Source organism: Pseudoalteromonas sp. TB41 (genome assembly GCF_000497975.1).
GTDB lineage: Bacteria > Pseudomonadota > Gammaproteobacteria > Enterobacterales > Alteromonadaceae > Pseudoalteromonas > Pseudoalteromonas tetraodonis.
Genome location: NZ_AUTH01000087.1, coordinates 80208 through 103965, shown reverse-complemented (window position 1 = coordinate 103965; position 23758 = coordinate 80208). Strand labels below are relative to the sequence as shown.

The 23758-nt window shown below is 40.8% G+C and carries 17 protein-coding genes and 1 pseudogene; 11 read left to right on the top strand and 7 right to left on the bottom strand.

Going from position 1 to position 23758, the window contains the following annotated elements:
* Nucleotides 1-1194: an alpha/beta hydrolase-fold protein gene (locus L641_RS0114655; RefSeq protein WP_024602284.1), complete on the top strand. Its 1194-nt coding sequence runs from the start codon at nucleotides 1-3 to the stop codon at nucleotides 1192-1194.
* Between the two features lie 148 nt (nucleotides 1195-1342).
* Complete coding sequence (locus L641_RS0114650; protein ID WP_024602283.1) at nucleotides 1343-2650, top strand: DEAD/DEAH box helicase; 1308 nt, start codon at nucleotides 1343-1345, stop codon at nucleotides 2648-2650.
* 82 nt (nucleotides 2651-2732) lie between these two features.
* On the opposite strand, the pseudogene L641_RS22360 reads toward L641_RS0114650, so the two are convergent.
* Nucleotides 2733-3634 (bottom strand): annotated as a pseudogene (locus L641_RS22360) (homocysteine S-methyltransferase family protein).
* 364 nt (nucleotides 3635-3998) lie between these two features.
* On the opposite strand from L641_RS22360, the gene L641_RS0114635 reads away from it, so the two are divergent.
* The 5 genes from L641_RS0114635 to rhuM all read left to right on the top strand — a co-directional run bounded on the left by L641_RS0114635 (nucleotide 3999) and on the right by rhuM (nucleotide 10950).
* A complete protein-coding gene (locus L641_RS0114635) occupies nucleotides 3999-4262 on the top strand; it encodes a hypothetical protein (RefSeq protein ID WP_024602282.1) in 264 nt (87 codons plus the stop codon).
* Nucleotides 4252-5505, top strand: coding sequence for a DNA cytosine methyltransferase (locus L641_RS0114630; RefSeq protein ID WP_024602281.1), 1254 nt, complete (start codon nucleotides 4252-4254; stop codon nucleotides 5503-5505). Before L641_RS0114635 ends, L641_RS0114630 begins: the two co-directional genes overlap by 11 nt.
* 9 nt (nucleotides 5506-5514) lie before the next feature.
* Nucleotides 5515-7404, top strand: a complete 1890-nt coding sequence (locus L641_RS23600) for a hypothetical protein (protein ID WP_024602280.1) — start codon at nucleotides 5515-5517, stop codon at nucleotides 7402-7404.
* 37 nt (nucleotides 7405-7441) lie between these two features.
* On the top strand, nucleotides 7442-9787 hold the full coding sequence (locus tag L641_RS0114620; protein WP_024602279.1) for a DUF2357 domain-containing protein: 2346 nt from the start codon (nucleotides 7442-7444) through the stop codon (nucleotides 9785-9787).
* A gap of 122 nt (nucleotides 9788-9909) precedes the next feature.
* Nucleotides 9910-10950 (top strand): RhuM family protein, encoded by a 1041-nt coding sequence (gene rhuM, locus L641_RS0114615; protein WP_024602278.1) that lies wholly within the window; start codon nucleotides 9910-9912, stop codon nucleotides 10948-10950.
* Nucleotides 10951-11256: 306 nt separating this feature from the next.
* Here rhuM and L641_RS0114610 read toward each other — a convergent pair whose 3' ends face one another.
* Nucleotides 11257-11502 carry a DUF3297 family protein gene (locus L641_RS0114610; RefSeq protein WP_024602277.1) on the bottom strand — a complete coding sequence of 82 codons (246 nt, stop codon included), beginning with the start codon at nucleotides 11500-11502 and terminating at the stop codon, nucleotides 11257-11259.
* A 112-nt stretch (nucleotides 11503-11614) separates the two neighbouring features.
* Nucleotides 11615-11821: a putative sulfate exporter family transporter gene (locus L641_RS0114605; protein WP_024602276.1), complete on the bottom strand. Its 207-nt coding sequence runs from the start codon at nucleotides 11819-11821 to the stop codon at nucleotides 11615-11617.
* A gap of 192 nt (nucleotides 11822-12013) precedes the next feature.
* Between L641_RS0114605 and L641_RS0114600 the strand changes: the two genes are divergently transcribed.
* The 3 genes from L641_RS0114600 to L641_RS0114590 all read left to right on the top strand — a co-directional run bounded on the left by L641_RS0114600 (nucleotide 12014) and on the right by L641_RS0114590 (nucleotide 16260).
* Nucleotides 12014-13603, top strand: a complete 1590-nt coding sequence (locus L641_RS0114600) for an alkaline phosphatase (protein WP_024602275.1) — start codon at nucleotides 12014-12016, stop codon at nucleotides 13601-13603.
* Between the two features lie 11 nt (nucleotides 13604-13614).
* On the top strand, nucleotides 13615-15411 hold the full coding sequence (locus L641_RS0114595) for an alkaline phosphatase (RefSeq protein ID WP_024602274.1): 1797 nt from the start codon (nucleotides 13615-13617) through the stop codon (nucleotides 15409-15411).
* 120 nt (nucleotides 15412-15531) lie between these two features.
* A complete protein-coding gene (locus L641_RS0114590) occupies nucleotides 15532-16260 on the top strand; it encodes a hypothetical protein (RefSeq protein WP_024602273.1) in 729 nt (242 codons plus the stop codon).
* On the opposite strand, the gene L641_RS0114585 is transcribed toward L641_RS0114590, so the two are convergent.
* The gene (locus L641_RS0114585; RefSeq protein ID WP_024602272.1) at nucleotides 16235-18130 is read right to left on the bottom strand and encodes a monovalent cation:proton antiporter-2 (CPA2) family protein; all 1896 of its coding nucleotides are present in this window, start codon (nucleotides 18128-18130) and stop codon (nucleotides 16235-16237) included. The two genes, L641_RS0114590 and L641_RS0114585, sit on opposite strands and share 26 nt — an antisense overlap.
* 303 nt (nucleotides 18131-18433) lie before the next feature.
* Between L641_RS0114585 and L641_RS0114580 the strand changes: the two genes are divergently transcribed.
* Nucleotides 18434-18958 (top strand): hypothetical protein, encoded by a 525-nt coding sequence (locus L641_RS0114580; protein ID WP_016899006.1) that lies wholly within the window; start codon nucleotides 18434-18436, stop codon nucleotides 18956-18958.
* 38 nt (nucleotides 18959-18996) lie between these two features.
* Here the strand turns inward: L641_RS0114580 and L641_RS0114575 are convergent, their stop codons facing one another.
* The 3 genes from L641_RS0114575 to L641_RS0114565 form a co-directional block, all read right to left on the bottom strand.
* Nucleotides 18997-19887, bottom strand: coding sequence for a hypothetical protein (locus L641_RS0114575; protein ID WP_024602271.1), 891 nt, complete (start codon nucleotides 19885-19887; stop codon nucleotides 18997-18999).
* A gap of 207 nt (nucleotides 19888-20094) precedes the next feature.
* Nucleotides 20095-22629, bottom strand: a complete 2535-nt coding sequence (locus L641_RS0114570) for a TonB-dependent receptor (protein WP_024602270.1) — start codon at nucleotides 22627-22629, stop codon at nucleotides 20095-20097.
* Nucleotides 22630-22904: 275 nt separating this feature from the next.
* Nucleotides 22905-23750: a DUF4198 domain-containing protein gene (locus L641_RS0114565; protein WP_024602269.1), complete on the bottom strand. Its 846-nt coding sequence runs from the start codon at nucleotides 23748-23750 to the stop codon at nucleotides 22905-22907.
* Nucleotides 23751-23758: the final 8 nt, after the last annotated feature.

Genomic DNA, 23758 nt, shown 5'->3' with positions numbered 1-23758 from the left:
ATGCGTTTATTAACCGTTATTTGTTTTGTTAGCTTTAGTATTATTTTTAGTTCACAAAGTGCCTTTGCACAATCTGGCACTAAACAGCAAAGTACAGATTACTCTCAGTACACACACACTATTAAATCGGCTGTTTTAAACGAAGAACGCACTGTTGTTGTACAGTTACCAAAGAGCTACCAAGCTGAGTCAAATAAGGTATATCCTGTTATATATCGCTTAGATGGAGCGGGTAATATATCGCTTGCTAGTGCTGTTATTGAGCGCTTACAAAATGATAATCGTGCGCCTGAGGTTATTATTGTCGCTATTGAAAACACTAATCGACTTAGAGATATGTATCCTACAGTGAATAAAGAGCCACAAGGGCCTGTCGGTGAAGGGGGCGGCGCGGCAAAGTTTTTAGCGTTCTTTGAGCAAGAGCTCATTCCTCTCGTTAATAAAAATTATCGTACGCATGACTATAAAGTGATTGCTGGCGCATCTGCTGGTGGTGTATTTGCGCTGTATGCGTTGCAGGCCAAATCTGAGTTATTTCAAGCGCATATTGCGTATAGCCCTGCTGTTTGGTGGAATTATGGCGCAATGGTAAAAAGCACAAAATCATTTATAACTAAAACGAAAGACCTGAATAACTACGTTTACATCAATATCGGCGAAGAAGCCGGCATAATGCGGGAAAGGTATGATGAATTGCTGCAAGGTATGCAATCGCCTAAAGTGCGGGGGTTACGCTTTTTTAATGATGCGTTTGATGGTATCTCACATGGCTTAACCTCTGTTGCTGGCGTATTTAATGCCTATTACAACTTATTTTTACCTAAGCAAATGCCAATCAGCGCTTTAACTGATGATGTAGCTTCTATTGATGCTTATTATCAAACATTATCTCAGCAATGGGGCGAGCAAATATCACCACCGGATCGCGCTGTTAGATCGCTCGGTTATAACTTAACGGGCAGCAAGCAGTTTACCCGCGCTATAGAGGTGTTTAAGTACAATATAAAAAACTACCCAAAATCAGTCGATGCGCTTTCAGCTTTATCTTATGGCTATGAAATGCAAGGTGATACTCGCCAAGCACTTGAACAGATGGAGTCTGCTTTAGCCATTGCAGATGACTCATACCCTTATATAAATTACTTAAAAGAAACAAAAGCTAGGTTACAGGTAGAGCTAGATAAGCGTAACTAGGGTTTTTAGTTACTGTTAAATAAAAATGACGCGCAAGCGTCTTTTTATTACCTATAGCTAAATATTATTTAAATCACTAACCTCTACTTAATAGTTGCTAAATACGCTAAAATTACAGGCTATTTTTAGTAATGAGCCCGCACCTTTTATGACCTCATCCGCAAATCCTAGTAATTTCAACGAACTTGGCCTTATTCCAGAGCTAATTGCTCGTTTGTCTGATCTTGAATACTCGCAACCTACGCCGATTCAGGCAAAAGCAATTCCAAGTATCTTGGCGGGGAGTGACTTAATTGCGGGGGCAAATACCGGCTCAGGTAAAACAGCAACCTTTGCTTTGCCTATGCTACAAACGCTATTTTTAGCGCAAGGTGCTAATAAAGCGCCGAGCAAAGGCAACTTTGTAACAGGGCTTATTTTGGTACCTACTCGCGAGCTGGCAGTGCAGGTAGCCGATAGTGTTAAATCGTATTCTGCTAACTTTAATGGCGCCATTAAAACGGTGGCGGTATTTGGTGGTGTGTCGGTTAATACCCAAATGCAGGCACTTCGCGGCGGTGCTGATATCATTGTTGCAACCCCAGGGCGTTTACTCGACTTAATCTCAAGCAATGCGATTAAGCTTGATAAAGTAACAACCTTAGTACTTGATGAAGCTGACCGCATGTTAAGCCTTGGCTTTACTGAAGAGCTTGCTGAGCTATTAGCGCTTATGCCTGCTAAAAAACAAACCATGTTGTTTTCAGCTACTTTCCCAGAGCAAGTAATGCTTTTAACGCAAGAGCTGTTAAATAATCCGGTTGAAATACAAGTTCAGAGTAAAGACGAAAGCACCTTAGTACAGCGCGTATTTACAGTTAATAAAGGCGAAAAAACCACGGTTTTAGCGCATTTAATTAAGCAGCACAAATGGCGCCAAGCGCTGATATTTGTCAACGCTAAAAAAGATTGTGAGCACTTAGCCAGCAAGCTTGAAAAGCGCGGCGTGAATGCACAAGTATTCCATGGTGATAAAGGCCAAAGTGAGCGTACTCGCGTAATCGAAAAATTTAAAGCGGGCGAAATAGAAGTACTTATTGCCACCGATATAGCAGCCCGTGGTTTAGATATTGCCAAACTGCCTGTTGTTATTAACTTTAACTTACCGCGCAGCCCCGCTGATTACATGCACCGTATTGGCCGCAGCGGCCGTGCCGGTGAAGTTGGCCTAGCGTTATCGTTAATTGATTATGAAGACTTCCATCACTTTAGAATTATCGAAAAGAAAAATAAACTACGCTTAGAGCGCGAAGAGGTAGCAGGCTTTGCAGTAAACCAAGCGAATCTTGATGCAGCTGATGCGCTTAAAAACGATAAACCCATGGCCAAGCCCGAAGGCACCGGCAAGAAAAAGAAAAAAAATAAAGCTAACCCAGAAAATGATGTGTGGAGTGGCTGGCGAGGCCGTTCTAAGTAATACAAGGGCTCGATTGGGTATTGGGAACCAGTCAATAAGATTAAAAGGGGTTCTCGATACTTTTGTAATTAAATAAATGATATTAAAGCGCTTCAATATCGCTTTTCCACTTTACCAGTGCTGCTATGAATTCAGGGCCAATACCACAACAGCCACCAATAATTGTTGCGCCAAGGTTGTGCCATTGTTTAGCAAAGTCTACATACTCAGCGGGTGATAAGTCGCGGTAACCTTGCGAGCCTTCATTGGCTTTATAGTCGCTGGCGATTGGTGTAAAGCCATTCGCAAAGGCCCCAAAATCAAGATGTTTATTTTGCTGTTTTAGTACAGTATTTGTGTCGCGCAGCGCTTGTTCAATAACCTCGGGAATAGAGCAGTTGAAGAGTATGCCCGTTATATTATGTTCGAGTAATGCTAAGATAGCGTCGGATACTAATTCACCAGAGCGCAATGTCGCTTGTTCGCTTACTTCATCATTTAAGGTAAATGCGTAATAAAATGGTTTGTTTGAGCCTTTAAGTACCCTTGCCATAACCCGCGATTCTTCAATGTTTGATATGGTTTCACCAATCCAAACATCTACATATACATCCTGTGCTTTATACAGGGTATTTAAAATAGTAAATGCGCGTTCACTTTGAAAAAAATCAGCACGGTACGATCCAAATGCGGGTGGCAATGAACCCGCAACTAGCATGTTTTGATTAGTGTTTTAAGCTGCTTCTTTTGCAATTACAGCAGTTTGCTGTGCAAGGGCTGCACCTTGTGCTTGGTAAAGCGTTTCACCTAAATGAAAGGGACACACGCATAGCTATTTACTGTAATAATTTCAGCGCCTGCATCTATAAAACCTTGGTGAGCCTGCGTTACAAAATGCGGAGCTTCTATTAGAGCTTGTGCACTCCACCGTGGCTGTGTAAACGGCGCGCCCATGCGTTTAAGTTCACGACCCATGACGCCATCTAAAACAGTGAGTTTATTCATAACAAGTCTTTGTGTCTTTGTGCAATATGGCGTTATTCAACCATGTTTTTTATAAAATCATAATGAAACTTAGTCACTATTTACATGAAAAAAGCTCAATGCTTTTAATGCAAATATAAAAGCATATTTATCACTCAGGTTATACGCATTAAAATATATATTGCCATAGCTGCAAGAATAAAAAAGTAAATCATATATATCAACGTGTTAAGCTTATAAAAAATAAAGTGCCCTTGCGCTATTATCAGTAATTGATAATATGCGTAATACATGTATAAGCATACAGTTTTCTGATTGGCTAAGCGCCGCTTTACGCACTCGCATAAGCTTAGGAATAATTTGATCAAGCTGTGCGAGTAAGTAAATGAAAAACGCAAAACAATCGCGTTGCGTGATTGGGATTAAAGGGCAAACACCTGACCCCGATTACCCCGTTGATATTTGGTACGCCTCACTTAAATCGGTTACTGCGCTGGCAGTCTTTACAGGTCAAGCGGTTAGTAGTGTCTCAAGAACACTAAAAACCTTGGGCAAATACAATTTAGTTGAAATGCAAAGTACAAAAACCATGCATCGCCCTAGCGTCATCCATCAAGAATTTATAGTAGTAGTCAATAATGAACAATAAAAGCAATGTCCTTTTACAAGCAGAAGTGCTTATTAAACCCTTAGCACTTCAACATGTACCGCAAGAGAGCGCCGTTGAAGCTGTAATTGATCAGTGGTTACACGCCATTGCCACCGACAGCCAGTTTTACTGTAATCCTGAAATAAGTAAGCCAGAGGCACTTAAAGTAGAGGTAGTTAATCTGTTACAAAAAAATGGATTACATACAACCAGAAGCGCTTTTTTTAGTGATGTATTTGACTCTTTAAAGTTAAAACCAGATTTTGATAGTAAATTTAGGTTTATTGACTTATTTGCTGGTATCGGTGGCGTCAGGCTCGGTTTCCAGCAAAGTGGCGGCGTTTGTGTATTTTCTTCCGAATTTGATAAGCACGCACAACAAACTTATAAAAATAATCATGGTGAGGTACCGTTTGGCGATATAACAAAAATACCGGGAAATGAAATTCCTGAACACGATGTTCTCTTGGCTGGCTTCCCATGCCAACCATTTTCACATGCAGGCCTTAAGCTAGGTATTGAAGATACTCGAGGTACTTTATTCCATGACATAGCCAATATTCTAGAAACGAAAAAACCTAAGTTTGCGCTGCTGGAAAATGTGAAAGGGTTAATTAGCCATGATAAAGGTTACACGCTCAAAGTGATTTTAAAAACGCTAACTAAGATTGGTTATAGCTGTAATATCCCTAAAAGTGTTATCGAGCATGGCTCTACAAAGGAAATTCAAACATTAGCTAAAGAAATGGTTCTAAAATCAGTGGACTTTGGGATACCACAGAATAGGCAGCGAATATATATTGTATTGTGGCGTGATGGCGTGATTGATAAGTTTGAATATCCAAAACCACTAGCCCATGAAGTTAAAGTAGGTGATAAATTAGAGAAAAATCCAGATCCTAAATTAACCATTTCGGATAGATTATGGGAGGGGCATCAACGAAGGAAAATTCAAAATAAGTTAAATGGGAAAGGGTTTGGTTATGGATTAGTAACTGAAGAATCTCCGTATACGAATACTATTTCTGCAAGATATTATAAAGATGGTAGTGAGGTTCTTATCTTTCAAGATGGTAAAAACCCTAGAAAGATTAGTCCTAGAGAGGCCGCCCGTTTGCAAGGTTTTCCTGATGAATTTGAGCCAAGTGCTTCAAAAGTTCAAGCATATAAACAGTTTGGTAATAGTGTTACTGTTAATGTAGTTATGGCCTTAGCAAAGCGTATCGTTTCATATATGGAATAAAGGAATAACATGTTAATAAAACTTGACGAGATAAAGCTGGAAGAACCTTTAGTTAATAGTTCTAAGCTTTTCGACTATAGATTAACCTCAGTACAAAAGGATGTTTTGCATAAGCAGCTAGGCTCTATTGGGTATGGCTTTGATACCTATACTTCATTTGCAATTACAGATAAAGAGTCTAATGATAAGCCAGCAAATTATGCGCTAATTCCTAATCAATACTTTGCTTTTGCAAGTGAAATGTATGAATTTTCAAGTGAGTTATTTAAGTACTTCGAAATATACGAAAAATTAAGGCCTTATGCTAGTTCCCTTTTAGGGAATTTTGAGCAAATAAAAAGTAACATTCGAGCAAACCAAAAATTATTAGAAAATTTTAGTTCAGATAATGATTTGGAGCTCTTTTCAAAATTTCTTGATAAAGATGATGCTACATTTAGATTAGGTTCAAAGCGGCTAATTAATGATCAAGGAAAGCCAAGAGGATCAAGAGATTGCTTTGGTTCTGTTATTTTAAAAGAAATTAATTTGCCAGATGCATCTTCTAGTGTATTTGGGCGCCTTGTTTATGATCTTTGCCAAAACCCAAAGACATTTAAAAGTGTTTATGAAGCATATAGTGTGGCCAAAACAAGAAGTTTGACCACTACAAATGATTTTATAGTAAACGAGGTTGCTTTATCCAAACCCTTCCTCCTTCTCGCTGGTATTTCAGGCACAGGTAAAACCCGATTTGTGCGTGAACAAGCAAAAACTTCTAAGCAATTTTCAGAAACTTATTGCCTTACCTCGGTACGTCCAGATTGGCATGAACCAAGTGACTTGTTGGGGTATATTTCGCGGCTCACTCAAGATGGCAGCGCTGAATATATCACTACCGATGTATTGGATTTTATAGCTAAAGCATGGCGTGCAATTGCTGATAGCGGGCTAAACTTGGAAGTGCAAGATAGTGACGAGCTAGGCGAGCGCTTAGTGGTTGCGGGCGAGCGTGATGCGCTTGAGCAGGTATTACCTTACTGGCTGTGCCTAGATGAAATGAACCTTGCGCCCGTTGAGCAGTATTTTGCTGATTATTTGTCGGTACTTGAAACTCGTGAATGGACTTGGACGGGTGACAGCTTTTCGTACAGTAGCGATGCACTATTAAAACCCGCTACCATTAAAGCCGTGGCCAATAAAGAAAAGCTACGCGAAGCGCTGGGCTTTAATGGTACACAATACGATGAGCTGTGGGCGCTAATTTGCCAATATGGGTTAGGTATTCCGTTTAATTTGCTGGTGGCTGGTACAGTGAATATGGATGAAACGACTCATGGCTTTTCACGAAAGGTGATCGATCGTGCGCTTAGTTTTGATTTTGGTGAGTTTTTTCCTAACGACTATGCAGACTTTTTCACCCCAACTAACCGTAATAAACGTCTTAGTTACCCTATTTGGTCAAATGCCAGCAAAACGGATTTAGCCAATACCTTTGATGTTGATGGCACTAAAACTGTAGCGTTTTTATCGGCGGTGAATGCGGTGCTAAAAAACACGCCGTTTGAATTGGCTTTCCGCGCTCTAAATGAATTACTACTTGCTGTTGCCAGCAGCCAGCCGCAATATGATTTAACTCTTAAAGCTGTGTGGGATGACTTTATGATGTGTAAAGTACTACCGCGTATTGAAGGTGATGAGGATAAATTAGTAGGGCAGAGCCAGCATAATATTTTAGAAGCACTATTAAAAGTATTAGAAGAGCAGTTGGCTGGAGCTTGGGAAAACGGACGACCAGATTTGTACCGTGAAAAGCTAGATCCAGAAGGTGAAACTATTACTGTGGATTGTCGCTCTAAGAAAAAACTAAGTTGGATGAATGATCAACTTGTGCGTGGTTTTACCTCTTTTTGGCCTTAAATAAACAGCACTTTTTAAACTTTGGCGGTAATGGACCATGGCTAAAAATAGCGAATTGTTAAGCTATGAACATGATGACTTTGATATTCATGTATCTACTGATTGCTTAGATTCTCCTCGAAATAAATTAAAACGGACATATGTGTCACGCTCTGTTGAGCTGCCAAAATATGACGAAATGCTTGTTTTGGTTGGCCCTCAGCCAATGTTGCCTAGCTTTGATTGTGAGGGGCCTCCACATATTCAACCGTTCTTTTTTGAAAACCGCCAATATAGATTTGAAATTGAATTTAATGACCATGTTGATAAAGACTCTTTTTCGGTTAATCACAAATATGCATTGCTTGATCGAAGTTTTTTTGCTCATCCTAAACGAAAATCGTTAAATGCTGTGATTAATTTTGGCAATGATGTTGGGTTATGTCATTTTGAAATTAAATACAGTGTTAATGGGGTTTGGCAATCTGTACCCGTCGCTTTTACCGTCTTTGCCACTAAAATGATACAAGCTCAAGATTTGATCATTATGAACCATGAAATTGATCGTGTTTATCCGCTGTGGCGGTACAGTATTAGTGGAAAAACAACGCATACTCAAGGCAAATCAACTAGGCAACCAGAGAGATTTGAACTCTTTTGGTTAGCGCAATTTGAGCGCTTAGTTGACGAGTTTAATCAAGGTGTAAAAAGAGTATTAAACGCTGCACATAATCGGTTGCAGTCTTACACTTTTGAGCAGAGTTTAGAGAGAGTAAATAAACGATTAGGGGCTAAGCAGGAGCAAAAAGCAAAAGAGTTAATAGCATCAAAACGTTCATCTCGAATTGCTATTAAAAAGCAGCGCTTAAATATTGATACCCCAGAAAACCGCTTTATTAAAATGGTGCTTGCGAAAACTAAAGCGAACTTATCTCAGATACTATTAGAAATAAAAGCAGATAAAGATTCAAAAGTATCTAGTTCATTTATTAGCGAGTTAGACGCGTGGCGTACCCAAGTTGCTCAGTATACAAAGCACGCGTTATGGCACGAGGTGGGTGTTTATAAAGGGCAATATACCGAGTCTAAAGTGCTACAAGAAGCAGCTGGTTATTCAAAAGTTTATAAAGTTTGGCAGCAATTGAAATACTACTTAAATGGAAGCTTTGGAGAAAGTCGTTTATCGATGAAATCTGTTGCAGAAATTTACGAAATTTGGTGTTTTTTAGAGGTGAAGTCGATTATTGAATCTTTGGGTTTTAAGCCACAAAAAGAGACGCTAAGCCACCTTAAACAAGTGCAGTTTGAGAAGCAATTTCCCAAGGATGAGATGGCTGCTGCTTTTGTATACAAACACGAAAGTGATGGTATGCAGATTGAGCTGGCGCATGAGCCTTCATTTACACCTAAAGGCTCAGTTAATCGAACTTGGCTTGCAAACCACCGTCCGGATATTGTGCTGCGTGTTACCTTGGAAAATGGGGAAGCTTTCTTTATTTTATTTGATGCAAAGTATCGTATAGATACTACGCAGTTTGGTGGTAAAGATGCCGTACCTGAAGATGCTATAAATCAGATGCATAGATACCGTGATGCGATTATTCACCAACAGCATATTGAATACGAATTGCCATTAAAAAGTCGCCCTGTTCTTGGCGCATTCGCTTTATTCCCAGGTTTTTTTCCGGAACAAAAATCTGAACAAAACCCTTATGCCGAAGCTATTAATGAAATTGGTATTGGCGCGTTTCCATTATTGCCAAGTGCAGGGAGTCAAGACTCCACTAACTATTGGATAAAAGAATATTTAGCGCAAAAACTAGGTAAAACGCGCAAGGCTTTGGAATACAAACAATCTTCGTCATATGATTATCATTTTGTTGAAGATGCCGTTCGTATTGCCCCTTACGGCGTAAATGTGACTAGACATACTGGTTTGACATTTGTAGCACCAGTAAATGAGTTAGATCGTGATCAAACATATTTGGAAAAAGCCAAAACAGGTAGTTTAAAGGGTTATCATACAAGACTTATTGCGACTAATCGTCAAAATGTACACAGAAACATTATGCGCGAAATACGTTACCTTGTACTCACTGTTCGCGACAGCAATCAAGATACAGAGCAACTAGGAAAATATTTATATTCAGTGGCAAGCGTAAAGCTATTACCTAGGCGCGACATTGATAAGGAAATAACAGGAAAAAATAGTGATGCTATCGAAAAATACTGGGTGTTTGAGTTTTCTGGTACGCCAGTGCTTTTACATAATACTATTACAAAGCCTTATGAAGAGCACTTCAACTTTAAACTAATTCAAGCAGAGCGTTTACCTGAAATTTCTCATTGGGATGAAATTCAGGGTAATTTAGAGCTTTACAAAGATTTAAGTCCTATTTGGTAAAAAACACCTAACAATCGTAACGTATTTGTTGGTGTATAACTCTATGGTGAACTTAAAAAAGTGTTCGAAACCGTCATGGCGTGAAAGGCCTAGTTATATTAATTATGTAGAAGGTTAAGTGAATGGCAGAGCATATCCCTCAAGCTCCACAAGGAGAGTTTGTTCTTTTTACTGGCGCAGATGGTCAGACGCGTGTTGAATGTCGCTTTGAGTTAGATACCTTATGGTTATCTCAAGCTGTAATGGCGGAGCTTTACGACAAAGATGTTCGTACTATAAATGAGCACTTGATCAATATATACAAAGAAGGTGAGCTTGTACAAAACGCAACCATCCGGAAATTCCGGATAGTTCGGTTAGAAGGTACTCGCCAGGTATCTCGCGAAATCGATCACTATAATCTTGATGCGATTTTAGCCGTAGGCTACAGGGTTCGCTCGCAACGAGGTACACAATTTAGACAATGGGCAACTAGGATATTAAAAGAATATTTAGCTAAAGGGTTTGTCATGGATGATGAGCGTTTGAAAAACCCTCCTGTGGGAGACTCTACCGTTCCTGATTACTTTGATGAAATGCTTGAACGCATTCGCGATATTCGAGCTAGTGAACGACGTGTATATTTACGGGCTAAAGAAATTTTTACAATGGCTGCCGACTATGAGCCCTCTAATCAAGAGACTAATCGATTCTTTCAAACTATACAGAACAAGCTGCACTATGCTTGTACGCAGATGACGGCTGCTGAGCTTATTTCCAGCCGTGTAGATGCTAATAAGCCAGATATGGGCTTAACCAGTTATAAAGGTGATGAAGTGCGTAAAACAGACGTCACTGTTGCTAAAAATTATCTGCTGGAAGATGAAATTAAAGAGCTGAATCGAATTGTAAATATGTGGCTTGATTTTGCAGAAGACCAAGCGCTACGACGCAAGCAAGTATTTTTACAAGACTGGGCTGATAAGCTTGATCAGTTTTTGAGCTTTAATGATCGTGAAGTTTTGAGTGGCGCAGGGACAACCTCTAAAAAAGCGGCAGATGATAAAGCAAAATTGGAGTTTGATAATTTTGCAAAGAGACGCCGCCGTTTGAAAGAAGCTGAGGGGGAAAATGCCAATATTTCTGCACTTAAAGCAATAGCTAATAAGGGTAAAAAAGGCTAGAGATGGCTTATCTTAGAGGCTGAATCTCCTGTTGTATCTTTGCTAGGTAGGCAAATTTGTGTGGGTGCTACATAAATAAGCAATAATGTAGTAAAAGTACAAAAATGCGCTGTTAGATAAAGCAACTTCTAATCGTAGAAGACTCGTTTTTTAATAGCGAGCGTCAATATGACTCTATTAAGAGAGGCGTATTAATATGGTATTAGAAGGTAAATAAATACCCACATTTACTTAAGTAATTTACCTAGAAATATTGGGTATTTAAATAATTTTTACTCAGTTTACTTTATAAGCAATATATTTATTTTACTTATAAAATACCTCTACCGTGCCTTTTACTTTCATAAGTAAAGGTTGGCCGCGGCGGTCTAGCGCTTTAGGTGCGGCAATTTTAATCCAGCCTTCGCTAATGCAGTATTCTTCTACATCAAAGCGCTCTTTACCGTTTAACTTTACGCCAATTTCGTGTTCAAACACTTCTTCTACGTAATGCTTGCTGCGTGGATTAATAGAAAGCTGATCAGGTAATGCTGGTTTTGTTGAATCGGTCATGATTTTAATCTTTATTAAAAAGTGATGCGCTATTGTAGGCAATCCACTCAATACGCTCAAGGTTTAACTACACAATACAAAGCCAAGTATTAACAGTGCTATCCAAATTGTTTCAGCAACAATCATTATTTATTGGTTTTAAGCCCACCTCGGTGAGTTTGCCTAAGTTTGTTTTCATACCAATAGCGGCTATGGCGGCAATTAAAAAGAATCGAGAAAGCTCGTTAGCGGTTTCGAGCACGATAGCTGGTAGGTTAAAGGTGCTGTTAATAAGTATTAAAATAACAAAGCCAATTAAAAATCCGGGTACTTTTGGCAACTCGCCATGGTTACCTTTATTTGAGCGGTTAACCGCTGCGCTTTTTTTGTGTCTTAATTTTGTAATGATTTAGTCATTTTTTTTTAATTAAAAATACGCTTAGAGGTCACATCTGTTTTTTATAGTGCTGCGGTTACTTATTTGAGGCTTAGGCTTCAAGCAAAAATAACCACTACATAATGGGAATTACGGATGAAAATTAAAAAAGTTGCTGCGGCAATCGCACTAACCTGTGCGTTTAGTGCCGTTAGTCATGCCAATGTTTTACCGCAAAGTCAAAAAGACAGCAGCTGGTACAGCGCTGCCCAAGCAAAACTAACAACAAAAACAACGCAAGCGCAGGCAATTAAAAACACTAAAGCTAAAAATGTTATTTTATTTGTAGGCGATGGCATGGGTATTTCTACCTTAACGGCAGCGCGTATTTTACAAGGTCAACGCAATAATCAGCTTGGCGAAGAAGGCTATTTAAGCTTTGAGCAGTTCCCTTATTCTGCGCAAGTTAAAACCTATAATGTGGATGCACAAACGCCAGACTCTGCAGGCACCATGACGGCCATGATCTCAGGTGTAAAAACCGATGTGGGTGTTATTGGTGTTGATGAAGATATTGAGCGCGGTGAGTGCTCAACGGTGGCTGGTAATGAGTTACTTACAGCCACTGAGCTTGCTGAAATTAAAGGCCTAGCAACAGGGATTATCTCTACTGCCCGCATTACCCATGCAACGCCTGCGGCAACCTATGCTAAATCGGCTGATCGCAACTGGGAAGATATCTCAGACATGCCTGAGGCAGCAGTGAATGCTGGCTGTGAAGATATTGCCTCACAGCTGGTTAATTTTGAAAAAAACCTAGAAGCACGCTTTGTCGGAACCGATGTTGATGGCTTAGATTTTGTTATGGGTGGCGGCCGTCGTCACTTCTTACCAAAAGAGGCCGCGGCAAATTCTACTGATGCTATGAGCGCCGTAGAAGGCGATCGTACCGATGAGCGTAACCTTGTTACTGAGTGGCAAACACAATATCCAAATGGCACTTATGTGATGGATCAAGCTGGGTTTGATGCTATTGCCGATGACGCCACTAAAGTATTTGGCTTGTTTAACGAATCGCACATGCAATACGAAGCTGACCGTGCAAACGATATAGCTGGTGAGCCGTCGCTTACCGATATGACCACCAAAGCGATTGATGTACTGGATAAAAACGAAAAAGGCTTTTTCTTAACGGTTGAGTCGGGGCGTATTGACCATGCTCACCATGCGGGTAACGCATACAATGCACTTAATGACACCATTGAATTTGCAAAAGCAGTACAAGCTGCCGTTGATAACACCAATCCAGAAGAAACCCTTATTTTAGTTACAGCTGACCACAGCCATGTATTTACTATTGCAGGGTACCCTAAACGTGGTAACCCAATTTTAGGTAAAGTGGTTGCTGTAGGGCAAACTACACCAACGCTAGCTGCTGATAACATGCCATACACCACAGTAGGTTATGCAAATGGCCTCGGTTTTAGAAACTTAATCGATGAAACGGATGCGGACGCAAGCTATAAAACAGCTGCGGTTGCAGGACGTGTTGAGCTAAATGGTGTTGATACAACAACGCCAGGTTTTCACCAAGAAACCACGGTACCACTGAGCTCTGAAACACACGCAGGTGAAGATATTTCACTGCATGCAACCGGACCGGGTGCTCACCTAGCTCAAGGTGTTATTGAGCAAAACGTTGTATTTCATTTAATTAATCAAGCTCTTGAACTAACTCAGCAATAATGGCGGCTCACATGAATAAATTAACAGTACTTTCTTTAGCAGTAATGGTCGCATTAACGGGGTGTTCGAGTGATGACGACAAAAACAGCAATAATATTTTAGCGGTCGATCTCCCAATTGCAGTGGGATCTGCGCAATGTATCAATGGCGGCGTAGAAACACAAAGCGGTGTTGATACCAATACAAACGGGCAATTAGAGAGCAACGAAGTAACGCAGACTAACTTAGTCTGTAACGACCCATCCACCTCATTAACGAGTGAGCAGCTGGCGTCTCTTAGCAATAACGTATGGTTTAGTGATGCGCAAACTAAGCTCGCTGGCGCGCAAGATGCTGCAAGTAAAGTGGTAACTGAATCGGGTAAAGCTAAAAATGTGATCTTGTTTGTTGGCGATGGAATGGGTATTTCTACTGTGACAGCTGCCCGTATTTTAGCGGGGCAATTACAGGGTGAAATGGGTGAAGATCACCAATTAAGCTTTGAAACCATGCCGTACTCTGGGTTTGTAAAAACCTATAACGTGGATGCACAAACGCCAGATTCTGCCGGTACGATGACGGCAATGGCCTCAGGTGTAAAAACCGATGTGGGTGTAATTGGTATAGACGAAGCGGTTGAACGTGGTAGTTGTACATCAGGCAAAGGACATGAGCTTGTTACGTCATTAGAGCTGGCTGAGATTGCCGGTAAGTCTACGGGTATTGTTTCTACTGCGCGTATTACCCATGCAACACCTGCGGCAACCTACGCTAAATCGGCAGACCGTAACTGGGAAGATATTTCAGATATGCCTGCTTCTGAGTCAGCTAATTGTGAAGATATTGCTTCACAGCTGGTTAACTTTGAAAAGAACCTAGAAGCACGTTTTAGTGGTGTTGATGTAGACGGAATTGAAGTGGTTATGGGTGGCGGGCGTCGTCACTTTTTACCAAAAGATGCCGCGTTTAACTCAGCTGATGCTGTTAGTGCTGTAGAGGGCGATCGTACAGATAATCGCGACTTAACCGCCGAGTGGAAAACGCAATATCCAAATGGTGCTTATGTGATGGATCAAGCGGGTTTTGCTGCTATTGATGCAACCACAACTGAGCGTGTATTTGGTTTATTTAATGAATCTCACATGCAGTACGAAGCCGACCGTGGCAATGATATTGCAGGCGAGCCTTCATTATCACAAATGACCGAAAAAGCGATTGATGTGCTTGATAATAACGAGCAAGGGTTTTTCTTAACGGTTGAGTCGGGACGTATTGACCACGCGCATCATGCGGGTAATGCATACAACGCACTTAACGATACTGTAGAGCTGGCTAAAGCAGTAAAAGTAGCGATGGAAAACACCAACCCAGAAGAGACGCTAATTGTAGTAACAGCCGATCACAGTCACGTATTTACCATTGCGGGTTACCCTAAACGCGGTAACCCAATTTTAGGTAAGGTAGTGGGTGTAGGCCAAACAGAGCCAAGTTTAGCTGCCGATGATATGCCTTATACTACGGTTGGTTACACTAATGGTTTAGGCTACAGAGATCTAGGTGCAGAAACCGATGCTGATGCATCTTACTTAGCAGCACCCGTTACAGGGCGTGTTGATTTAAGTAATGTTGATACTACAACGCCAGGTTTTCACCAAGAGGCACTTGTGCCACTATCATCAGAAACTCACGCAGGCGAAGATGTAGGTGTGTATGCAATGGGCCCAGGGGCGCATTTAGTAACAGGTACTAATGAGCAAAGCTTTTTATTCCATGTTATGGACTTTGCCGCTGACTTTGTAAAAGCCGCGGATGAAAAAGTAGCGCAATAAACCTTGCGATATAAAACAACCCGCACACTGTGCGGGTTTTTTTATGTCATTAAACTGCCATTATTTTTGGTTATGTTAAAGGCAATTAAGCTAAAAGCGATTAACTAAAGAGATAGCCCAATGAAAAAAGTATTTTTAATAATGAGCGCATTATTTAGCGCAAGCAGCTTTGCTGAGCAGTGCGATATCAATCCACAGGTATTAAAAGCCACTTACACTATTATTAATAAGGCTCCACAAGCGCTTAAAAATAATAAGGAAAACAGCCAAACTCTCACCCTTTGGCGAAATGAGCAACAAGTGGCGCACCAAAGCCAAGTTATAACAGAGCTTTGGCAGCATACGAGCAACAATCAAATACGGCCTATTCGTTATTTTAATGCGCAGCAGCGCGGTATTGAATATCAGCCCTCAGAGGTGCAAGGAGTGCAAAACTGGAGTGCAAAAGTACAGCTGGTAGATAATCATCTTATTGAAAAAATGACATTAGTGAGCACCGAAGGCGAAGGCTGCAACGAAATAAAAAATTACAGCTTAGAAGAAAATAACTCTCAGTATAACTTGGCATTTTTTACCCATTCAAAACTGGTAAAAACATTTAGCATTAGTAACCTAGCGAATAAAGCAAGCATGTCACTTAGCTTAGACGCGGTGCAAAATGACACACCAGCGATTAAGGCTCAGTTTGTAAAATGGGATAACTTTCAAACCACCGACTATGCTGACATTGGCGATAACGAAAGCGACCCATTTTTAGCAAAAATGATTAACCTAGGTTTTATAGAGCACGGCGCCACCGGTTTTTATAATCCTCAAGGTGAGGCTATTCAAGGTGGACATCATCATTAGGTCGTTTTTTAGGCTTAGCAGAGTCTTCTGTTAAGCCATTTTCATAATCGTTTGCATCACAGGTATTTAAATTTTGCTGTGCTTGCTTATCTTGCTGTAATACCTGTTTTAAATCTTCCATACGTTGGCGTACTGCAACGCCGTAGCTGGCATCATCTCCCCAAAGCTCAGAAAGTTGTAACACAGATGCACGGTCATGATCCCTAAATAATTTACCAGCACGCTCAGCGTCTTCTTTGCTATTGCCAAGTAGCTGCAGTGATTCTATGGCTAAGTTAATGGCTGAGTCGACGGTTTCGCGGTTAAATGCATCCACTTTTAGATTCAGTAATTGATACGCATGGCGACGATCGATTGCGCGCGCCACTATTTTTAATTGTGGGTAGTTTTTATGTGCCAGCTTAATAATTTCAATGGTTTTATCTGGGTTATCGATCGCAACAACCAGCATTTGTGCTGTATGCGCGCCTGCGGCTTCAAGCAGTTCCTGGCGAGCAGCATCACCGTAAAATACGGTGTTACCAAAGCGGCGCAGCAGTTCTATTTGGCTTGGGCTGTGATCAAGTACGGTAATTTCGTAGCCTTGTGCATGTAATAAACGCCCCATAATTTGCCCAAAGCGGCCATAGCCCGCAATAATTACATGTTTAGCGGTATTTATTTGTTCTGGTTTATCAAACTCAGGCTTAGTGCTACTACTGCGTTTTTGTATTTGCTCATACAGCATCAGTAATAAAGGGGCTATCAACATAGATACCGCAACCACTAAGGTCACTAGACTGGTTTGTTCTGGGGTTAAAATACTTAATGTGGTGGTCACGCTTAAAAGTACAAAAGCAAATTCACCACCTTGTGCTAGTGCCAATGTAAACAATAGTTTTTGCTTTGAGCTAATTTTAAATGTGACAGCAAGGGCAAACAAAATGCAGGCTTTAATGACAATTAATAAGGCAACTAAAGCAACCACGGTACTAAATTGATTAAATAATAGCTCAAAATTAATTGAAGCCCCTACAGTGATAAAAAATAGTCCTAGCAATAGGCCTTTAAAGGGCTCTATGTCGGCTTCTAATTCGTGTCTAAATTCACTTTCGGCCAATACTACACCGGCTAAAAAAGTACCTAAAGCAGGTGATAGGCCAATACTGTGCATTACAAGCGAAATAGCCACGACTAAAAACAATGCAAAAATAGTGAATATTTCACGCATGTGAGTTTGTGCGATGTATCTAAACAGTGGTGCCGACACATATTTACCGCCAGCAATGATAGCGGCAATAACGCCAACAGAGACGCCTACTTGTTGCCAAACAGGCCAGTCTGCAATGATTGAATCGCTAATTTGTTTTGAGCTACTTGGTGCAGCAAACGCGAGTAAGGGGAGTAGCGCTAAAATAGGAATAATGGCTATATCTTGAAATAATAAAACCGAAAATGCATTTTGCCCAGCTTCTTGCTTTAACCAGCCTTTTTCTTCGAGGCTTTGCAATACAATCGCGGTAGAAGAAAGTGCCAGCATTAAACCAATGGCTAATGCGGTTTGCCAATGCATGCTAAAAAACCAATAACAAAAGGCAAAAATAACCGCCGCAGTTAGCACCACCTGTAAGCCACCAAGCCCTAAAATAGAGTGCCGAAGCTTCCATAGTCGTGAGGGTTGTAGTTCAAGTCCGACCAAAAATAGCATCATCACTACGCCAAATTCGGCAAAATGCATTACATCGGTTTGATCCCCTACGACTCCCAATGCATAGGGACCAATCAGTATGCCAGCAATTAAATAACCCAGTACTGATCCTAAGCCAAGTCGTTTGGCAATAGGAACAGCCACAATGGCGGCGGCTAAATAAATTAAAGCAATTTCTAGCATGGGGTGCTCTCTTGAGGTTAGGAGTTATTTATATTTTGATACTACTATAAATTAAGTTTGAGTTAATTGTGAAAGAAACATTATTAACGCATACTAATCCGCAATACTATTTAATCATTTTGAAGGGGTAAACCAGATGTTAGTTGCGTTAAAAACTTCTCTTTTAGAACAACTAAATAACAAAGTTTTACCTTGCTATCGACACGATTGCCTTCCCTCAAAATAGCTCACTTAATTAAGCGAATTGGTATTACTTTATTGTGTACCATTAAATTTAATAATATGTTTTTTATAGGAACTAAAATGAGTATTAAGCTGCTTTTAAAAATTATGCTGACCACTGTGTTTGCTGCGGTATTTACACAAACGGTGCAAGCTCAACAGTACAAGGTTGAGTTTGAACCACAGCGAGCTGAGCTTGAACAGCAAATTACTGGTGATGAATTTAATGACTATTTAGTTAGTGCAAAAGCAGGTGATATCCTGAATGTGACTCTGACTCCTTCAAATTTAAGTAACTACTTTAATATTTTGCCCTTAGACAGTAATGAAGCCGTATTTATTGGCTCAATAGAAGGGCATGAAGCTAAATATCAACTCAGCACAGATGGAGATTATATTGTGCGAGTTTATTTAATGCGTAATGCAGCGAGACGTGGTGAAACAAGTGATTATAAGTTAACCATCATTAAACATGCAGGTGTAGCCGTGCCTGTAAAAACTATGCACCCAAGCTGGGATAGCGATGGCGATGGAATAAATGATTGTGAAAACGATGGCAGTTGTGACCACACCATTGATTATACAAAACCAAAAACGGTCAATTAATTGACCGTTTTATATGATTTAAAAGTAAGATTAGATTATTAGTCTAGCTTTACTGAACCAGAGATATTATCGATACTAACATCGCCAGAGCCTGCTTCTGTAATTGTTAGCCCTTTAGCGTAATTAACGCGAATATCGCCAGAGCCATCTTCAATCGTCACGCTTGAGCCAATATGTTCAATCAACATATCTCCTGAGTTATCGTCTACGGTGACTGCGCCTTTAATATGTTTAATAGTTATGCCGCCCGAGCCATCTTCAACATTTAATACGCCTGTTACGTTAGTCACTTGCATTTCGCCCGAGCCATCTTCAATAGCGACATTACCACTGACATTATCAATATCAATGCTGCCTGAGCCGTCATTTAATACTAAGTCGCCGACCACATTTTTTACGTAAATACTGCCCGAGCCATCATCAATATTTAGGTTTTTAGCACTATTGATAGATAAGCTGCCAGAACCATCTTTTACATCAATATTGCTTTGCATCTCGTTAATAACAATATCGCCTGAGCCGTCGTTAATATCTAAATTTAGGGTGTTAGGTACGGTAACAACTAAATTGATACTTGGTGATTGCCCGCTGTAAAAGCTAATCCCATTATTACTTTTATTTTGTGCAACAAGTTTTGCTTGTGTACCGCTTTTCTCAAGGGTGAGTTCGTATTCATCGTCAATGTCGGCGGTGTAAATGATGGCATCAACGCTAATATTGGTTGCAGTATTAGAGCCCTGAATATCGAGCGAACCGGCACCACTTAATATCGTTAGGTACTCAAGGTTATTGCTTGGTAGTGAAAGCTGCTGGGTTTGTTTAACTGATGCGACACTGGGCGATATGTGAAATACACAACCGCTGAGTAATAAAATGCCGCTAATTAGTGAAACGGGCTTAGTGAAGTTGAATAGAGTTGATGCGCTCATGTTTAGTCCTTTGATATTGATTATTTTAGTTAATATACAAAGTATAGAGCAAAATTGAGGCCGAAATGTAAGTTGTTGTTTTATATGAGATGGCAGCAGTAGTTAAAAAGTTAAAATGCCAAAATATGGTTAAAAATACTAAATGTTAATAAAAAGGATGCACACTGCATCCTTTTGTAATTACTCTATTGTTAATGGGCGTTTTACTTAAAAATTGTAAGTAATGTTACCGTATAAAAAGCGCCCATCTAAACTGTAGGGTGTGTAAGGCGTGTACGGAAATATTTGGCCAAAGTTAGAGTAGCCAATATTATCTACCGTTGCTTGAGGGTACTGATCGAACAAGTTATTTGCACCCACTGCAAATTTCCACGCTTCGTTAGGACGATAAGCGACTTCTAAATCGGCAATCCATTTAGCATCTAAATATTCATCACCCTCGCTGGTGGTTGAAATATCTGCCACTTCCCCATAGCGAGTTGCACGCAAGGTTGTTTGCCATTGGTTAAAGCTCCAAACAGCCGATAGGTTTAACTTGTTATCGGGTGTGCCTTGCTCAAAACGGCCTACTTCACGACGGGCAAATACCACGTAGTCATCGCCTAAAGAATTTAGCTCGCTCGGGTTTGCATCTACATGAGTCACTTCGGTATCGTTAATGTTTGCCGCCGCATTTAAGCGCACATCACCCAATGTATTTAAATCAAGTGTGTACGTTGCCACAATATCAACACCTTGCGTGCGCGAATTGATGGCGTTGGTAAAGTAACGAACACTTTCGGTATTTAGCTCGCCAGCATTCGCTAGAATTTGCTGCACAGCGTTACCGCTTAAGTTTTCAGAGAGTACAATCCGGTCATCAATATCAATGCGGTACGCATCAACTGTTAAGCCAAAGCCACCTTGAGTGTAAACAAATCCAGCGGTAACGTTAACTGAGTCTTCTGCATCGAGCTGTTTTGCACCTAACGCTTGCGCTGCAGGAGCAGAGCTTGGGAATAGACCAACTTCAAAAGGCTGGTTATTTTCGAGAATAGTCGATATTTGACGGTACGAGCTTTGTGCAAGTGACGGCGCACGAAAGCCAGTACTTGCCGCACCACGTAACGATAGGTTGTCGTTAATACTGTAACGCGTGGCTAATTTTGAAGTAAATGTGTTACCAAAATCGCTGTAATCTTCATAGCGACTGGCTAAAACAACATTCCATTTATCAGTTAAGTAAGTATCAAATTCAGCAAATACAGCAACATTATGACGACTTTCATTGGTTGCGCTTTGCGGCCCAAACCCAGGAAGCACTTGCGCACCGCCAGCAGCAATTGGGTTGCCGTTGTTATCAAGCGCAGTAATATAAGAGGCTTCTTCGCCTTGCTCTATTTTATAGCTTTCACGGCGGTATTCAGCACCAATAGTGAAAAACACATCATCGGGTAGACCAAAATCAACGCTGGTATTGGCATCAAAGTTAACTAAAAACTGATCGTAAACCATGGCGCCGTTATCAAACTCAGTTTGGCTGTTAGTACCTAAAGAAGTATTTAGGCTATTTACAACCCCTAAACCAAAGTCATTTCGGCCGTAGTTGGTGCTTACATCCCAAGTCCAGTCGCCACTATCGCCTTGTAAACCAAGTGCCAGCGAGTAATCTTTTACGTCGGTAGCAATTTGTGGCAAAAAGCCATTAGGGTATAGCTCTAAAACATTGCGGCTGTCTTTTGCACGACGGTAAAATCCGCCCGAGTTACCTTCACGCTCTGAATAGCTACCAAACGAATAAACATTAAAGCCATTCTCTAAATCGTATCCCATATTGTAAAACAAAGCGTAGTCTTCCAACGCTGCTTTACCAAAACGGTGATTGTAGCGATCAATTGTAAATTCGCGTGGGTCTAGGCTGCCATCATCTAGGCGGTTGTATTGTTCGCGTGGATCAAAACCAGAGCGTTGAGTTGAGTCGTTATCACGGTATTCAATTGATACATTTACAAAACCATTGTCTGTTAATGAAAAACCTGAGTTTGCGCTAATTGTGCGGGTACTACCGTCGTTAACGTGACGATCGTCGCCTAAATTAAATGCAAGGTTGCCGTTATCATCCGCATAAGTGCTATTTAGTTGCGGTACACCGGCCATTTGGCTGTCGTATTGGCCATAAGTTACGCTAACACTGCCGCCTTCGGTGGCATCTTTTAAAACAATATTGATTACTCCCGCAATGGCGTCAGAGCCATATTGTGCTGCAGCCCCATCGCGCAGTACTTCAACACGCTTAATTGCAGAGGTTGGGATCATGTTTAAATCAACCGCGGTAGAGCCGCGACCAACCGTGCCCCCTAAGTTTAATAACGCACCAGAGTGGCGACGCTTACCGTTAATAAGGACTAAGGTATGATCGGGTGCAAGGCCTCTTAAAACCGCTGGGCGAGCATGATCGGTGCCATCAGAGAGTGTGGCACTTGGGTAGTTAAAGCTCGGGACTTGGTTAGCGAGCACTTGGCTAATTTCAAGTTGCCCCGTACTTGCCATATCGTCACTGCTAATAATATCTACAGGCACAGTACTTTGCGCAATACTACGCAAACTGCGACGCGTGCCTGTTACTGAAATTACTTCGATATTTTCTTCGACTTGGTTAGTTTGCTCAGCCGCATTAGCAGCTGAAAAAGAGGCGCTAAGTGCGGTGGAAATAGCCAAGCTAAGTGCTAATTTTTTATTAGCTGATAAATGCTGAAAAGTCATTGAGCGTGCCTTGAAGATTTTGAAAAGGGCGCATCATATATAAGCGGCTAGTGCATCGCAAAGATCTAAATTGACTAAGTTATTCAACTATTTTCATAAAAATAAGTGATCGGAATAATAGATTGAAACAGGAACAGACAAGGAGGCTAAAATATAGGATTATGCTTATTTAGGCAGCTAAAATGATTAACTTGGTTTAAAGCTTTGCTAAAGGGTTTAAATTATAAAGAAGCTACAGGCCAAACGATTAATGTGGCCTGTAGGGAATTAAAAAGTTATTCAGGTGCTACTTCAAGGGTGGTAAATAATACATAGCGGCTGGCGTCTACACCTTTTTCGTTTACTGTCACTTTTTGAGAGGTTTCGATTAGGTATAGGCCTGGCTCTTTCCACGTTGTGCTAAACATGCCGTTTTTGTCGGTCGTTACTTTTATTTCGCCACGTTCGTTACGGTAGCGTGTATCACCTTTTAAAATGCTGACTTCAATGCCTTCGCCAACCGGCTTTCCATCGCTTATTAGCTGAAAGCGCGCTTGCTCGCCAACAAATAAATCGTTTGGATGCGTTGGGCCGCTAAGCTCTAAGCCTTGACCTAATTGTGCTGGTTTAGAGGTACCATTATGACTAACAAAGGTATCAACAGTAGAGATGGTTTTAATTGTAGTGATGTCGCTGGCGTCTTTAGGTAGATTGGCATCTGCTTTTTTGGCGAATACACGGCTTCGCTCACCTGCTGCATTTTTGTAGAAGGTCATGTACATAGGTTTTTGCGTCATCGCAATATGATAGGTGCCTTGTTGCTGAAGTTTTACTGCAGCAGAGCTTTTGCGTTGTAGGTAGTAGGCACGAATGGTATCGGTAACTTGCTCGCCATTTGGGGCAAGTGCCATAAGCAGAGTATCGTCGTACTCTGCGCCTTTTGTGCTTGGACGAAATGCTTTATCAGGTGCAAAAATTTCGTTAGAAATACTCGCATCAATCATTACATAATGGGCTTTATCCCCTGATAGCGAAGTATGCGAAGGTAGTAACCAGCGGCCATGTGCACTTGCAGCTGTTGATACCAGCGCTGATAAACTCAGTGCGCCAATGAGTGCTGTTTTTAATAAATTAACGTTCATTATTTTTC

What these genes read in the sequence shown, in the direction of transcription:
- L641_RS0114595 (WP_024602274.1), top strand. Translation starts at nt 13,615, where the DNA reads ATGAATAAATTAACAGTACTTTCTTTAGCAGTAATGGTCGCATTAACG.
- L641_RS0114655 (WP_024602284.1), top strand. Translation starts at nt 1, where the DNA reads ATGCGTTTATTAACCGTTATTTGTTTTGTTAGCTTTAGTATTATTTTT.
- rhuM (WP_024602278.1), top strand. Translation starts at nt 9,910, where the DNA reads ATGGCAGAGCATATCCCTCAAGCTCCACAAGGAGAGTTTGTTCTTTTT.
- L641_RS0114570 (WP_024602270.1), bottom strand. Translation starts at nt 22,629, where the DNA reads ATGACTTTTCAGCATTTATCAGCTAATAAAAAATTAGCACTTAGCTTG.
- L641_RS0114620 (WP_024602279.1), top strand. Translation starts at nt 7,442, where the DNA reads ATGGCTAAAAATAGCGAATTGTTAAGCTATGAACATGATGACTTTGAT.
- L641_RS0114635 (WP_024602282.1), top strand. Translation starts at nt 3,999, where the DNA reads ATGAAAAACGCAAAACAATCGCGTTGCGTGATTGGGATTAAAGGGCAA.
- L641_RS0114650 (WP_024602283.1), top strand. Translation starts at nt 1,343, where the DNA reads ATGACCTCATCCGCAAATCCTAGTAATTTCAACGAACTTGGCCTTATT.
- L641_RS0114580 (WP_016899006.1), top strand. Translation starts at nt 18,434, where the DNA reads ATGAGTATTAAGCTGCTTTTAAAAATTATGCTGACCACTGTGTTTGCT.
- L641_RS0114565 (WP_024602269.1), bottom strand. Translation starts at nt 23,750, where the DNA reads ATGAACGTTAATTTATTAAAAACAGCACTCATTGGCGCACTGAGTTTA.
- L641_RS0114590 (WP_024602273.1), top strand. Translation starts at nt 15,532, where the DNA reads ATGAAAAAAGTATTTTTAATAATGAGCGCATTATTTAGCGCAAGCAGC.
- L641_RS0114575 (WP_024602271.1), bottom strand. Translation starts at nt 19,887, where the DNA reads ATGAGCGCATCAACTCTATTCAACTTCACTAAGCCCGTTTCACTAATT.
- L641_RS23600 (WP_024602280.1), top strand. Translation starts at nt 5,515, where the DNA reads ATGTTAATAAAACTTGACGAGATAAAGCTGGAAGAACCTTTAGTTAAT.
- L641_RS0114600 (WP_024602275.1), top strand. Translation starts at nt 12,014, where the DNA reads ATGAAAATTAAAAAAGTTGCTGCGGCAATCGCACTAACCTGTGCGTTT.
- L641_RS0114630 (WP_024602281.1), top strand. Translation starts at nt 4,252, where the DNA reads ATGAACAATAAAAGCAATGTCCTTTTACAAGCAGAAGTGCTTATTAAA.
- L641_RS0114610 (WP_024602277.1), bottom strand. Translation starts at nt 11,502, where the DNA reads ATGACCGATTCAACAAAACCAGCATTACCTGATCAGCTTTCTATTAAT.
- L641_RS0114585 (WP_024602272.1), bottom strand. Translation starts at nt 18,130, where the DNA reads ATGCTAGAAATTGCTTTAATTTATTTAGCCGCCGCCATTGTGGCTGTT.